12 protein-coding genes are annotated in these 13,426 nt (G+C 70.6%); 5 read left to right on the top strand and 7 right to left on the bottom strand.

Annotated elements, in window-relative coordinates; genetic code table 11:
• Positions 1-164: 164 nt before the first annotated feature.
• Positions 165-836 (bottom strand): FadR/GntR family transcriptional regulator, encoded by a 672-nt coding sequence (locus tag AQJ54_RS27295; RefSeq protein ID WP_062028592.1) that lies wholly within the window; start codon positions 834-836, stop codon positions 165-167.
• A gap of 260 nt (positions 837-1,096) precedes the next feature.
• On the opposite strand from AQJ54_RS27295, the gene mtnA reads away from it, so the two are divergent.
• A complete protein-coding gene (gene mtnA, locus AQJ54_RS27290) occupies positions 1,097-2,131 on the top strand; it encodes an S-methyl-5-thioribose-1-phosphate isomerase (protein ID WP_062241691.1) in 1,035 nt (344 codons plus the stop codon).
• Between the two features lie 62 nt (positions 2,132-2,193).
• On the opposite strand, the gene mtnB is transcribed toward mtnA, so the two are convergent.
• The 3 genes from mtnB to AQJ54_RS27275 are packed head-to-tail and all read right to left on the bottom strand — an operon-like array spanning position 2,194 to position 4,099.
• Positions 2,194-2,802, bottom strand: a complete 609-nt coding sequence (gene mtnB, locus AQJ54_RS27285; RefSeq protein ID WP_062241690.1) for a methylthioribulose 1-phosphate dehydratase — start codon at positions 2,800-2,802, stop codon at positions 2,194-2,196.
• Complete coding sequence (mtnC, locus tag AQJ54_RS27280) at positions 2,799-3,518, bottom strand: acireductone synthase (protein ID WP_062241688.1); 720 nt, start codon at positions 3,516-3,518, stop codon at positions 2,799-2,801. Before mtnC ends, mtnB begins: the two co-directional genes overlap by 4 nt.
• The gene (locus AQJ54_RS27275) at positions 3,515-4,099 is read right to left on the bottom strand and encodes a 1,2-dihydroxy-3-keto-5-methylthiopentene dioxygenase (protein WP_062241687.1); all 585 of its coding nucleotides are present in this window, start codon (positions 4,097-4,099) and stop codon (positions 3,515-3,517) included. Before AQJ54_RS27275 ends, mtnC begins: the two co-directional genes overlap by 4 nt.
• 504 nt (positions 4,100-4,603) lie before the next feature.
• Between AQJ54_RS27275 and AQJ54_RS27270 the strand changes: the two genes are divergently transcribed.
• The 4 genes from AQJ54_RS27270 to mtnK are packed head-to-tail and all read left to right on the top strand — an operon-like array spanning position 4,604 to position 9,468.
• A complete protein-coding gene (locus tag AQJ54_RS27270; protein WP_062028582.1) occupies positions 4,604-5,701 on the top strand; it encodes a substrate-binding domain-containing protein in 1,098 nt (365 codons plus the stop codon).
• A complete protein-coding gene (locus tag AQJ54_RS27265) occupies positions 5,688-7,208 on the top strand; it encodes a sugar ABC transporter ATP-binding protein (protein ID WP_062241685.1) in 1,521 nt (506 codons plus the stop codon). Before AQJ54_RS27270 ends, AQJ54_RS27265 begins: the two co-directional genes overlap by 14 nt.
• Before the next feature lie 25 nt (positions 7,209-7,233).
• The gene (locus tag AQJ54_RS27260; RefSeq protein WP_062028578.1) at positions 7,234-8,280 is read left to right on the top strand and encodes an ABC transporter permease; all 1,047 of its coding nucleotides are present in this window, start codon (positions 7,234-7,236) and stop codon (positions 8,278-8,280) included.
• A 15-nt stretch (positions 8,281-8,295) separates the two neighbouring features.
• The gene (mtnK, locus tag AQJ54_RS27255; protein WP_062241682.1) at positions 8,296-9,468 is read left to right on the top strand and encodes an S-methyl-5-thioribose kinase; all 1,173 of its coding nucleotides are present in this window, start codon (positions 8,296-8,298) and stop codon (positions 9,466-9,468) included.
• Here mtnK and AQJ54_RS27250 read toward each other — a convergent pair.
• The 3 genes from AQJ54_RS27250 to glpK all read right to left on the bottom strand — a co-directional run bounded on the left by AQJ54_RS27250 (position 9,440) and on the right by glpK (position 13,381).
• A complete protein-coding gene (locus AQJ54_RS27250) occupies positions 9,440-9,955 on the bottom strand; it encodes a hypothetical protein (RefSeq protein ID WP_063806462.1) in 516 nt (171 codons plus the stop codon). The genes mtnK and AQJ54_RS27250 overlap by 29 nt on opposite strands.
• A 221-nt stretch (positions 9,956-10,176) precedes the next feature.
• Positions 10,177-11,793 carry a glycerol-3-phosphate dehydrogenase/oxidase gene (locus tag AQJ54_RS27245; protein ID WP_062028574.1) on the bottom strand — a complete coding sequence of 539 codons (1,617 nt, stop codon included), beginning with the start codon at positions 11,791-11,793 and terminating at the stop codon, positions 10,177-10,179.
• A gap of 46 nt (positions 11,794-11,839) precedes the next feature.
• On the bottom strand, positions 11,840-13,381 hold the full coding sequence (glpK, locus tag AQJ54_RS27240; protein WP_062028572.1) for a glycerol kinase GlpK: 1,542 nt from the start codon (positions 13,379-13,381) through the stop codon (positions 11,840-11,842).
• Between the last annotated feature and the right edge of the window lie 45 nt (positions 13,382-13,426).

The raw sequence follows: 13,426 nt of genomic DNA, 5'->3' as shown, positions 1-13,426 counted from the left end.
ACGGGGGAGTGAACGGATCACTGCCCCGTCCGCCACCCCGGAACACCCCCCGTTCCGGTGCTGATCGGCGGCTTCACACAGGCTTCTCACAGGGCGGCTTCCCGCGGACTTCTCACGCGGCGGCTTCCCGCGGACTTCTCGCAGGGCGGCCTCCTGCCGGCTCGTCACAGAGAAGAGCGCAACCACTGCTCCACGCTCGCGATGTGCACGGTCGCCCAGGAGCGGGCCGCCTCGGTGTCCCGGTCGCGCAGGGCCGCGAGGATCGCCCGGTGCTCGTGCAGGGTGCGGCTGACCGCGTCCTCCTGGGTCAGTCCGCGCCAGATCCGGGCCCGGGTGGTGGGCCCGGACAGCCCGTCCATGAGCGAACAGAGCACGGAGTTGCCGGAGCTCTGCACGATCCCGCGGTGGAAGTCCAGGTCGGCGGCGACCAGCTCCTCCACGGACGGGCTGTCGCCGAGCTTGTCCAACTGGGCGCCCAGCGCGTCCAGTTGCTGCTCGCTGATCCGGGAGGCGGCCATCGCCGTGGCGGCCGGCTCCAGGATGCGCCGTACGGCCAGGAACTCCAGGACCGTGTCGTCGCGGTGGAAGTCCACGACGAAGCTCAGGGCCTCCAGCAGGAGTTGCGGATCCAGGCTGGTCACATAGGTGCCGTCGCCCTGCCGGACGTCCAGGATCCGGATGAGCGACAGCGCCCGGACCGCCTCGCGCAGCGAGTTGCGGGACAGCCCCAGGTCGGCGGCGAGCTCGCTCTCCTTGGGGAGCCGGTCGCCGGGGCGCAGCGCGCCGGAGACGATCATGTCCTTGATCTTCTCGATCGCCTCGTCGGTGACAGCCATGACAGGCCCCCTTCTCGCCCCGCACTGTGCTGAGACGTCCGATGTCTCAGCACAGTATGCCGAGTGCGTCGCGTACGCCGGAGTCGACCAGGGGTCATGCGGAGTCCGCCGATGCCGGGCTTCCCCCTTCGTCTCACTCTGTGGACAGGGCGCTCGGTCGCGAGACCCGTTTCCGGGCGAGTGCTCGATTGGCTCGAACTGTGGTTCGCCCAGGTCATGTACGGTGGCGAGAGCCACCGGAACATCAGGAGTATCCCGAAATGCCCCAGGAACTGCGCGCCGTCGAATGGACCGGATCCGGCCTCGCGCTCATAGACCAGACGCTGCTGCCGCAGCGCACCGAGCTGAGAAGTGTCCATGATGTGGACGCCCTGGTCGACGCGATCCAGCGCCTCGTGGTCCGGGGCGCACCCGCGATCGGCGCGGCCGGCGGCTACGGCGTCGCCCTCGCCCTCATCGAGGGGCAGCGCAAGGGGTGGTCCGAGGCCGAGGTGCGGGCGGCCGTCGCCCGGGTCCGCGAGGCCCGGCCCACCGCGGTCAACCTCATGGTCTGCGTGGACCGGGTCATGACCCGCTTCGAGGAGGGCCTGGACGCGGTGCTGGAGGAGGCCGCCGCCGTCCAGCGCGAGGACGTCGCCGCGAACCGCGCGATGGGCGCGTTCGGTGCCGACTGGCTGCTCGAACGGGTCGGCGGGGACCGGCCGTTGCGGATCCTCACGCACTGCAACACGGGAGCGCTGGCCACCGCGGGCTGGGGCACGGCCCTCGGCGTCGTCCGCGAACTCCACGCGCGCGGCCGCCTGGAGGTCGTCTACGCCGACGAGACGCGCCCCCTGCTCCAGGGATCCCGGCTCACCGCCTGGGAGTTGGTCCAGGAGGGCATCCCGCACCACGTCCAGGTCGACGGGGCCGCCGCCGGAACGATCCTGCGCGGCGAGGTCGACGCGGCGATCGTCGGGGCCGACCGCATCGCGGCGAACGGCGACACGGCGAACAAGGTGGGCACCGTGGGCGTGGCCCTCGCCTGCGCCGACGCGGGCATCCCCTTCCTGGTGGCGGCACCGACCACCACGGTCGACCTCGCCACCAAGACAGGCGACGACATCCACATCGAACTCCGCGCCGAGGAAGAGGTGCTGGAGTGGGCGGGCGTCCGGACGGCGCCGGCGGAGTCACGCGGCCACAACCCGGCCTTCGACGTGACACCGGGCCGGCTGATCACGGGGCTGGTGACCGAGCGGGGCGTGCTGGAGATCTCGGCCGGTGAACTGCCGGGCGACCGGCTGAAGCAGTAGACGCACACAGCAGAGGGGATCCCCCGGCCGAGGATCCCCTCCAATGGTGTCAGCTCCCGGTTTCAGCGGCCCGTCAGCTCCAACTCCAGCAGCCACTCCACCACTTCGGTGTGATGCCGGGCCTGGCGCGGATCGGCGCCCCACACGTACAGCCCGTGCCCGGCCACGACCACCGCCGGCATCCGGGGATCGCGCGCCTCCTCCAGCCGGTCGCCCAGCACCTTCATGTCCTGGCTGTTGGCGATGACCGGCAGGGTCACCTCGACCTCGTGCGCGGGCTGACCGACTCCCTTGAGCATCTCCAGGTCGCTGAAGACGATCCCGCCCGGCTCCCGCCTGCCCATGGCCACCGAGGCGACGGTGTGCACATGGACCACGGCACCGGCCCCGGTGAGCGCGGCCACGCGCGCGTGCAGCTCGGCCTCGGCGGACGGCTTGCCGCCATGTACGGCCGCCCCCTGTCCGTCCACCAACACGACGTCCGCGGGCGTCAGTTCACCCTTGTCGTGGCCGCTGGCGGTGACCGCGAGCCGCAGCGGGTCACGCGAGAGCACCACGGACAGGTTGCCGGAGGTGCCGCGCATCCAGCCGAAGGAGGCGAAGCGGGCGGACTCGGCGGCGAGGACCGCCCCTGCCTCTTCCAGGTCGAGTGCGCTGATGTCGGCGGTCACGTGGTGCTCCTTGAAACGGTGATCTCGTCGAACGTCCCCGCCGCGGCGTGGTCGCCGACGCCTTGCTCGAAGTACGGTTCCCCGGGCCGCCGTACGCCGACCGTGTGCCAGCCCGCCGCACGGGCCGCGTCCAGTTCGCCGGGCCGGTCGGACAGGAACAGCAGACGGTCCGGCGCGACGCCGGTCGCGGCGGCGATCCGGCGGTACGACTCCGCCTCCTGCTTGGGCCCGGCGTTCTCGGTGTCGTAGAGCCCGGAGACCAGTGACGTCAGGTCGCCCTCCGGGCTGTTGGTGAACCACGCCCGCTGCGCCGCCACCGACCCGGAGGAGTACACGTACAGCCGTACGCCCGCGGAGTGCCAGGCGCGCAGCCGCGGTACGACGTCGTCGTAGAAGTGCGAGACGAGCTCGCCGCGGGCGAAGCCCTCGGACCAGACGATGCCCTGGAGGGTCTTCAGCGGGGTCGCCTTGACGTCGTCGTCGAGCCAGGAGTTCAGCGCCTTCTCGACGCGCCCGGCGTCGGCGTCCGGTTCGCCGATCTCCTCGCGCACCTGGGCCACCGCCCGCGCCACCTCGGGCTCGTCGGCCCGCTCGGTGAGCAACTCGGCGAAGCGGGCGCGGGAGTAGGGATAGAGCACGTCGACGACGAACCCGGTGGCGCTCGTGGTGCCCTCGATGTCGAGCACCACGGCGTCGACCTCGTAGTGCTGGCTCACGCGTGGTACCCGGCCGCGATGGTGTCGTAGTCCGGGAAGCGGGAGGCGATGGTGGAACCGGTGAAGTTGCCGATCCAGCCGTCCTCCTCGTGGAAGAAGCGGATCGCCGTGAACGACGGCCTGGTGCCCATGTCGAACCAGTGGGTGGTGCCGCGCGGCACGCCCAGCAGGTCGCCCTTCTCGCAGAAGACCGCGTGCACCTCGCCGTTCACGTGCAGGTAGAAGATGCCGGAGCCGGAGACGAAGAAGCGCACCTCGTCATCGTCGTCGTGCGTGTGCTCCTGGAGGAACTTCTCGCGCGCCGCCTTGGCCTTCGCGGGGAACTCCGGGTCGTCGCTGGGGTGCAGACCGAGGACGTCGACCGTCGTGAAGCCCTCCTCGGCGTTCAGCTTGTCGATCTCGGGGCCGTAGGCGGCGAACACGGTCTCGCTGTCGGCGTCGAAGGGGACGTCCTCGCGGACCGGCCACTGCTCGTAGCGCACCCCCAGGGGCTTCAGCGCCTCGGCGATCTCGGCCGGGTCCGAGGTGCGGCGGACCAGGGTCTCGGGGCCGGACTCGGACCAGGTGGTCAGCAGCGTCATGGGAACAACTCCAGGATTCTGGAAGGGAAGTCCGGATACCGAGACAAGCACCGGACGGGCAGGGGAGGAAGAGGGACGGCGGCGGCGGGTCAGCCGTGACACAGCGCGCGGCAACAGCGGCGCACGTCAGGCATGCACATCGCTTTCGTGCCAGCTGTCGTCATCGGGGCCTCACTGTGCCGGGTCGGGTGCCGGTCTTGTGATGGTAACCGGGGTCATGACCTGCACCTGGTGTGACGTAGTCGTTGTCTCACCTGCTGAGAAAGCGGTTCCAAAACATTTGACGCCTGGCTGAAAACGTTCCCATGATCTGCGTATGAAGACGCTGCTGCTCGTGCGGCGGCTGTACGTGGACCTGCTTCGGACGACCACCGCCAGCTGTCGCTGACCTCTTCCGGAGCCCCCTCGCGCCCCGCCACCCTCCTGCTTCGGTGGCGCACTTCCCCTGCCCGCTCCGGGACGCACACCCCTCTTGTCTTCTCCCTCTCGCCCCTGGAGCACCTCATGTCCCGCACCCGTCTGCCCCTTGCCGCGCTCTCCCTCGCGTCCGTGTCCGCCCTCGCGCTCGCCGGCTGCTCGCAGTCCACGGACGCGTCGAAGAACACCGGCGACACCGTCGCCTCCGCCTCGGCCGCCACCGGCAAGAAGCCCGCCCCCTTCAGCGCGGGCCCGGTCAAGGTGGCCCTGGTCCGGCAGAGCGGCGCCGGCGACTACTTCGAGCAGTGGGGCAACGGCGCCAAGGCCCAGGCCAAGGCCCTCGGCATCGACCTGACGGTGTACGACGCCCAGGCCGACAACGCCAAGCAGGCCACCGATCTGTCCTCCGCGATCAACTCCGGCGCCAAGGCGATCATCATCGACCACGGCTTCCCTGCGACCATCCAGCCGGAGATCGACCAGGCCGTGAAGAAGGGCATCAAGGTCGTCGTCTACGACGTGGAGACCCCCACCAAGGGCGTGGTGAGCACCGAGCAGGACGACGCCAGCATGGCCCAGGCCGTCCTCGACGTGATGTCCAAGGACCTCGGCAAGAACGCCAAGGTCGGCTACGTCAACGTCGCCGGCTACGCCGCCCTCGACAAGCGGAACACCGTGTGGGCGAAGGAGGTCGCCGCGCAGGCCTGGAAGCAGCAGTTCAAGGTCGGCAAGGTCACCGACTCCACGGCCACCGACAATGTTCCCCTGGTCTCCGCCGCGCTCACCCAGCACTCCGACGTGACCGGCATCTTCGCGCCCTACGACGAGCTCGCCAAGGGCACGGTCCTCGCCGTGCAGAACAAGAAGCTCCAGGGCAAGGTGAAGGTCTTCGGCGCGGACGTCTCCAACGCCGACATCCAGCAGATGACCGCCGCCGACAGCCCCTGGGTGGCCACGGCCGGCACCGACCCCTCCGCGGTCGGCGCGGCCGTCGTCCGCACCACCGCGCTGGAACTGGCCGGTCAGCTGAACAAGTCCTCCGTGGAGTTCCCGGCCGTCGCCATCACCCAGGACTTCCTGCGCGCGAAGAAGATCGAGAACATGGACCAGCTGCGGGCGGCCCTTCCCGCACTGAACCTGTCCCAGGTCTCCACCGCGGACTGGATCTCGAATGTCGCCCACTGAGGTTCCCGCGGTCGCCCTGACCGACGTCAGCATGGCGTTCGGCGGCAAGACCGTGCTCGCCTCCGTCTCGCTCGACATCGCTCCGGGCAGCGTGGTCGCGCTGCTCGGGGCGAACGGCGCCGGCAAGTCCACGCTGATCAAGATCCTGTCCGGCGTGCACACCGACCACGGGGGCCAGGTGCGGGTCGCCGGGGAGCCCGCGGCCCTCCAGTCCCCGCTCGCCGCCCGCCAGTTGGGCATCCAGACGGTGCACCAGCGCATCGGCGAGGGCATCGTGCCGGGGCTCTCGGTCGCGGAGAACCTGGTCTTCGAGGAGCTGGCGCAGGCACGGGGCAACCCGTTCCTGAACGGACGCCGCCTGCTGGCGCGGGCCCGCGAGATCCAGGCGGGCCTCGAACTCGGCTGGAGCGACGCCGTACTCAGGAAGGATGTCACCGAACTCGGCATCTCCGACCGCCAGTTGCTGATCCTCGCCCGCGCACTGGCCACCCGGCCCCGGCTGCTGATCCTCGACGAACCCACCTCGGCGCTGTCCGCCGCCGAGGCCGAACGCCTCTTCGCGCTCGTGGAGCGGATGCGCGACGACGGCATCGCGGTCCTCTACGTCTCCCACCGCCTCGGTGAGATCGACGCGCTCGCCGACCGCCTGGTCGTCCTGCGGGACGGCCGGCTCACCGAGGACCAGGCCAAGCCCTTCGACTGGGACAGCGCCCTGCGCGCGATGCTGGCGCAGGCCCAGGAGGCGACCACGGCACGACCCGTCCGGGAAGGCGCGGAGGGCGACGTCGTCCTCTCCCTGCGCGGCGTCCAGCTCTTCGAGGGCCGAAAGCCCCTCGACCTCGACCTGCGCACCGGCGAAGTCACCGGCGTCGTGGGCCTGTTGGGTGCCGGCAAGACCGAGCTGGCCCGCGGTCTGTTCGGCGCCGAGCCCTTCACGACCGGTTCCACCGCGCTGGACGGCGAGCCGTACGCGCCCAGGCGGCCCTCCGAAGCGATCCGGGCCGGAGTGCACCTGGTCCCCGAGGACCGGCACGCCGACGCCCTCGTCCCGGGCTGGTCGCTGGCCCAGAACATCTCGCTGCCGTTCCTGAGGTCCCTCTCGAAGGCCGGACTGGTCCAGCGCGCCAAGGAGGACACCCTCGGCCGCGACACCATCGAGGCCCTCGGTGTCGTCGCCCGCGACGAGCACAGCACCGTGGAGGAACTGTCCGGCGGCAACCAGCAGAAGGTCGTCGTCGGCCGCTGGCTCGCCGAGACCCCCCGTGTCCTCATCCTGGACGAGCCGTTCCGAGGCGTGGACATCGGTGCCCGCCGGGACATCGGCCGCCGCGCCCGGACCCTCGCCGCCGAGGGCGCCGCCGTGCTCGTCCTGTCCGCCGACGTCGACGAGGTCCTCGAGATCGCCGACCGGGTCGTCGTGCTCGCCGCCGGCGAGATCCACCTCGACGCGTACGGCGAGGACGCGGAACGCGACCGCGTGATCCAGACCATCTCGGCGTCCGTGTGACCCCGGCTCCCTGAGGAACTACGCCATGACCACCACCCAGAGCACGGAAGTCCCCACGAAGGCGGCGCTCCCGCCCGCCACCAGCACCGCCGTACGGGTCCAGAACGCCGTCATCAAGTACGGCTTCATCTTCGTCACCGTCGCGCTGTTCCTGTACTTCGCGCTGAGCGAGGGCTCCTTCCGCGAGTCGGCGACCCTCCTCGACACCCTCCGCTACGTCTCCGTCGCCGCGATCCTCGGCCTCGGCGTCACCCTCACCATGGCCGTCGGCGGGATGGACATGTCCGTCGGCGCGGTCGCGGGCCTCGGCGTCTCGGTCGCCGCCCAGACGATGGTCGTGCAGAACCAGGTCGGCACGGTCGCCATCGTCGCGGTCCTCGCGGCCGGCGCCCTCGCGGGCCTGCTCAACGCGCTGCTGATCGTCGTACTGAAGATCCCCGACATGCTCGCCACCCTCGGCACCATGTTCGTGATCCAGGGCGGCAAGCTCATCCTGGTCGACGGCCAGTCCATCACCCCCGGCATGACCCTGGACGACGGCACCACCGCCCCCGGCAGGTTCACCGCCGGGTTCCTGCGCATCGACCGCGGCACGGTCCTCGGCATCCCCGTCTCGGTCATCATCTTCGGCGGCCTGACCCTCGCCGCCTGGGTCTTCCTCGCCCGCACCCGCTGGGGCCGGGTGCTCTACGCGATCGGCGCCAACCCCGAGGCCTCCCGCCTGGCCGGCATCCGCGTCGGCGCGTACCGGGCGCTCGCCTACGTCCTCTCCGGCGTCCTCGCCTCCATCGGCGGACTCATCCTGGCGTCCCGCATCGGCCAGGGCGACGTCTCCGCCGGCACCTCGCAGCTGCTGGAGGCGGTGGCCGTCGCGCTCGTCGGCACCTCGGTGCTCGGCCGGGGCCGACCCAACGTCTGGGGCACGGCCCTCGGCGCGGTGCTCATCGGCATCATCACCACCGGCCTGACCATCAAGGGCCTGCCCTACTACACCCAGGACGTCGTCGAGGGCGCGGTCCTCATCCTCGCCCTGGTCTTCAGCTTCACCCTGTCCAAGCGCCGCACCGCATAAGGGAGTTCTCCCACCATGGGCTACCGCATCCTGGAGACCGACGACATCCCGGCGTACCTGCGCGAGCGCGGCCACTGGGACGACCTGGACGACATCGCCGTACGGGAGGTCTCCGACGGCAACGTCAACCGGGTCTTCCTGGCCTCGAACGCCGCCGGCACCCGCAGCCTCGCCCTCAAGCAGGCCCTGCCCTGGGTGCGCGTCGCCGGTCCCTCCTGGCCGCTGAGCCCCGACCGCGCGAACGCCGAGGCCCGCGCCTACGAGCAGCTCGCCAAGGTCGCCCCCGACGAGATCCCGGCGATCCACGGCTACGACCCCGAGAACTACGCCCTCGTCATGGAGGACCTCTCCGACCTGGAGGTCCTGCGCACGGTCCTCAACGAGGGCGCCTCCTACGGCCCCCACACCTCGGCCCAGATCGGCCGCCTGGTGGCCCGACTCGCCTTCTCCACCAGCGACTTCGGCATGCCGTCCGCCGAACGCAAGGCGCTGGTCGCGGCCTCGGTCAACCCGGAGCTGTGCAAGATCACCGAGGACGTGGTGCTGTCCGAGCCGTACATCGAGCACGAGCACAACCACTGGCACGAGGGCGTGGCCGACCTGGCGGCGGACTTCCGCTCCGACCCCGTGCTCCGCACCGAGGTCGCCGACCTCCGCCACGTCTTCATGACCAGCGCCCAGGCCCTCCTGCACGGCGACCTCCACTCGGGCAGCGTCATGGTCGGCACCCGTGACGGCGCCCCGGTCGTGCGCGTCTTCGACCCCGAGTTCTCCTTCGTGGGCCCGATCGGCTTCGACCTCGGCCTGTACTGGGCCAACGCGCTGGTCTCGGAGGAACGGGCCCGTGCCCTGGGCCGCCTGACGGACCATGCCGACCAACTCCGGCTGTCCTGGGAGGCGTTCGAGACGGAGTTCCGCGCCCTGTGGCCCACCAGGGTGGACACCTTCTTCGACGCGGCGTACCTGGACCGCTTCCTGAGGAGGGTCTGGGCCGAGTCCCTCGGCTTCGCGGGCACGGAGATCATCCGCAGGATCATCGGCTTCGCGCACCTGACCGACCTGACCACACTCCCGGACCCGGTGGAGGCATCCCGCAGGGCATTGCTGATCGGCCGCGAACTGATCGTGCGCCGGGCCGAGTTGGCGACGCCGGACGAGGTCAGGGCAGTAGTCGCGACGGACAGATGACGATGGTGCTGACCGTCCCGTCGCCCCACAGGGTGGTGTTCATCAGCAGGCGGCCGTCGAGGCTCATCACGGTGAACTCCGGGACGAACCTGCGGCCCATGTAGAACCGCATCCACGAGGGCAGCGGGCCGTCGTCGCCACCACCCAGGTCCCACGCGTCGAGAAGTCGCACACGGGCCCATGCCCACTCGCTGTCGACGTCCCCGGGGTCCGAGTAGTCGACGCCGAGCAGGAACTCGCGGTCGTCGTCGAGGAGTCCGTACTCGACGGCCATGTCCTGCCAGCCGGCCCGCACCTTCGCCGCCAGGTCCGGGTCGTCGATGTCCACCAGCGGAGAGTCGACCCGGCCGTGCTCGCCCAGACAGCTCGCCGCTCCGCGGTCGGGCGGTGTCGGCAGGGGCGGGACCTCGTCCTCGGCCAGGCGCCGCAGGAAGTGGAAGCCTCCGGGGGCGAGCAGGGCGGCCATCTCGGCGTCGGTGATCGTCACAGCCGTACCGTAGACAGGGCACGGACCTGTGCGCCCGCTCTTTTCCCGGACCGCCGAAGGGACGCGACCGCTGGAGGGACGCGACCGCCGAAGGACCGCGACCGCCGAAGGGGCGGCCCCTCGATCGAGGAGCCGCCCCTTCGCACACCGGCCCCCATAGGGGGAGGGGCCGTTCTCGGGACGCCGGCCCCGGTCGGGGAGGGGTGGGGCCGGGCCGAGCGCTACTTCTTGTCGAGCACGTCCTGCACCTTCGCGCGCACCTCGTCCGTGGCCAGGCCGCGGATCGTGAGGGTCGTACGGCGGCGCAGCACGTCGTCCTGCGTCTCGGCCCACTCGTTGTCCCGGGCGTAGACGACCTGCGCCCAGATCTCCGGGGCGTCGGGGTGCACCCGCTCGCCCAGCTCGGGGTTCTCGTTGGCCAGCCGGGCGATGTCGAAGGCCAGCGAACCGTAGTGCGTGGCCAGGTGCTTCGCCGTGTCGGCGGCCATCCGCGGACCCGGCGCCGGGTTGTCCACCAGCAGCCGGTGCGCGACCGCGCGCGGGTTGGCGACACCGGGCAGCGGAAGCTTCTTCGGCAGCGAGGAGATGGGCTCGAAGTCGTCGCCCAGCGGGTGGCCCGGCAGCGCCTCCAGCTTCTGCATGACCGTACGGCCGATGTGCCGGAACGTCGTCCACTTGCCGCCCGCGACGGACAGCATCCCGCCCCGGCCCTCCGTGACCACGGTCTCGCGCTTGGCCTTCGCGGTGTCGCCGGGGCCGCCCGGCAGCACCCGCAGGCCCGCGAAGGAGTAGGTGATCAGGTCACGGCTCAGCTGCTGGTCGCGGACCGAGAACGCGGCCTCGTCCAGGATCTGGGCTATGTCCTTCTCGGTGACCTGGACGTCGGCCGGGTCGCCCTCGAACTCCTCGTCGGTCGTGCCGAGCAGCAGCATGTCCTCCCAGGGGAGGGCGAAGGTGATGCGGTACTTGTCGATGGGGGTGGCCAGCGCGGCCTTCCAGGGGGAGGTGCGCTTGAGGACCAGGTGCGCGCCCTTGGACAGGCGGATGGACGGGGCCGCGTTCGGGTCCTCCATCCGGCGCAGGTGGTCCACCCACGGGCCGGTCGCGTTGAGCACGAGCCGGGCGTTCACGCCGAACTCGTCACCGGACTGCCGGTCGCGCAGCTCCGCGCCGGTCACCCGGCCCTTGGTGAACCGGAGCCCGGTCACCTCGGCGTGGTTCAGCACGACCGCGCCCGCCTCGACGGCCGCACGGACCGTCATCAGCGCCATGCGCGCGTCGTTCATCTGGTCGTCGCCGTACACGGCCACGGCCTTGAGGTTCTCGGTGCGCAGCTCGGGCACGTCCTGCGCCGCCTTCGCGGGGGACAGGAGGTGGCCGACGCCGTCGCCGAACGCGGAGAGCGCGGAGTAGGCGAAGACGCCCGCCCCGAGCTTCGCCGCGCCGTGCGGTCCGCCCTTGTACACCGGGAGGTAGAAGGTGAGCGGGTTCGCCAGGTGGGGGGCCACCTGGCGGGAGACCGCACGGCGCTCGAAGTGGTTCTCCGCCACCAGCTTCACCGCGCCGGTCTGCAGGTAGCGCAGACCGCCGTGGAGCAGCTTGGAGGAGGCGGAGGAGGTGGCGCCGGCGAAGTCGCCGGCGTCGACCAGGGCCACCCTCAGGCCGGACTGCGCGGCGTGCCAGGCGGTGGAGATGCCCAGGATGCCGCCGCCGATGACGAGAAGGTCGTACGACGCCTTGGCGAGCTGCTCCCGGGTCTCGGCGCGGCTCGGGTTGGAGCCGGAGGCCGGGCGCGTGCCGAGGGCAGGCACGGACTGGAGGGTGGACTGACTGGTCATGTGGGGTTCTAACTCCTCTTCAGAGCCGCAGAGGGGGGTGTTTCTCTCAGCTCTCGTCGTCCTCGAGCCAGCCCATGGTCCGCTCGACGGCCTTGAGCCAGCTCTTGTACTCACGGTCGCGGGCGTCCGCGTCCATGCGGGGGGTCCACTCGGCGGCCCGGCGCCAGTTGGCGCGCAGGTCGTCGGTGCTGGTCCAGAAGCCGACGGCGAGACCGGCGGCGTAGGCGGCACCGAGGCAGGTGGTCTCGGCGACCATCGGGCGCACCACGGGGGCGTCCAGGAAGTCCGAGAGGGTCTGCATCAGCAGGTTGTTGGAGGTCATGCCGCCGTCGACCTTGAGGGCCGCGAGCTCGACGCCCGAGTCCTTGGTCATGGCGTCCGTGATCTCACGGGTCTGCCAGGCGGTGGCCTCCAGGACGGCGCGCGCGAGGTGCGCCTTGGTGACGTACCGGGTCAGACCGGCGATCACACCGCGGGCGTCGGAGCGCCAGTACGGGGCGAACAGACCGGAGAAGGCCGGCACGAAGTAGGCGCCGCCGTTGTCCTCGACGGACAGGGCGAGCGTCTCGATCTCGGCGGCGGTGGAGATCAGGCCCATCTGGTCGCGCATCCACTGCACCAGCGAACCGGTGACGGCGATCGAGCCCTCCAGGGCGTAGACCGGCTTGTCGTCGCCGATGCGGTAGCCGACCGTGGTCAGCAGGCCCGAGTAGGAGTTGATGATCTTCTCGCCGGTGTTCATCAGCATGAATGTGCCGGTGCCGTACGTCGACTTGGCCTCGCCCTCGGCGAAACAGGTCTGGCCGAACAGGGCCGCCTGCTGGTCGCCGAGCGCGGAGGCGACCGGGATGCCGCCGAGCAGGTCGCCCAGCTTGCCGCCGGTGACCTCGCCGTAGACCTCGGCGGAGGAACGGATCTCCGGGAGCATCGACAGCGGCACGCCGATGGACTCGGCGATCTTCTCGTCCCACTCCAGGGTGTGGAGGTTCATCAGCATGGTGCGGGAGGCGTTGGTGACGTCGGTGTAGTGCTTGCCGCCGTTGACACCACCGGTCAGGTTCCAGATGACCCAGGTGTCCATCGTGCCGAAGAGGATGTCGCCGCGCTCGGCGCGCTCGCGCAGGCCCTCGACGTTGTCGAGCAGCCAGCGGGCCTTCGGGCCGGCGAAGTAGGAGGCCAGCGGCAGACCGGTCTCGCGGCGGAAGCGGTCCTGGCCGACGTTGCGGCCGAGCTCCTTGCACAGGGCGTCGGTGCGGGTGTCCTGCCAGACGATGGCGTTGTGGACGGGCTCACCGGTGTTCTTGTCCCACAGCAGCGTGGTCTCGCGCTGGTTGGTGATGCCGATGGCCTTGATGTCGTCACGGGTGATGCCGGCCTTCTGGATGGCTCCGGCGACGACTTCCTGGACGTTGGTCCAGATCTCGTTGGCGTTGTGCTCGACCCAACCCGGCTTCGGGAAGATCTGCTCGTGCTCCTTCTGGTCGACCGAGACGATACGGCCGTCCTTGTCGAAGACGATGCAGCGGCTGGACGTGGTGCCCTGGTCGATCGCGGCGATGAAGGGGCCGGCGGTGTGGGCGTCGGTCACTGTGTGCTCCTGGGATTCCGTGAGGGAGAGGGACGTTCTACCGGT

This window comes from Streptomyces griseorubiginosus, from assembly GCF_001514195.1.
GTDB lineage: Bacteria > Actinomycetota > Actinomycetes > Streptomycetales > Streptomycetaceae > Streptomyces > Streptomyces griseorubiginosus.
This window is presented reverse-complemented; position numbering and strand designations above follow the sequence as displayed.

Coding starts and splice junctions, on each gene's coding strand:
- AQJ54_RS27270 (WP_062028582.1), top strand. CDS start 4,604: ATGTCCCGCACCCGTCTGCCCCTTGCCGCGCTCTCCCTCGCGTCCGTG.
- AQJ54_RS27275 (WP_062241687.1), bottom strand. CDS start 4,099: ATGACGCTGCTGACCACCTGGTCCGAGTCCGGCCCCGAGACCCTGGTC.
- AQJ54_RS27260 (WP_062028578.1), top strand. CDS start 7,234: ATGACCACCACCCAGAGCACGGAAGTCCCCACGAAGGCGGCGCTCCCG.
- AQJ54_RS27265 (WP_062241685.1), top strand. CDS start 5,688: ATGTCGCCCACTGAGGTTCCCGCGGTCGCCCTGACCGACGTCAGCATG.
- AQJ54_RS27245 (WP_062028574.1), bottom strand. CDS start 11,793: ATGACCAGTCAGTCCACCCTCCAGTCCGTGCCTGCCCTCGGCACGCGC.
- mtnA (WP_062241691.1), top strand. CDS start 1,097: ATGCCCCAGGAACTGCGCGCCGTCGAATGGACCGGATCCGGCCTCGCG.
- mtnK (WP_062241682.1), top strand. CDS start 8,296: ATGGGCTACCGCATCCTGGAGACCGACGACATCCCGGCGTACCTGCGC.
- AQJ54_RS27295 (WP_062028592.1), bottom strand. CDS start 836: ATGGCTGTCACCGACGAGGCGATCGAGAAGATCAAGGACATGATCGTC.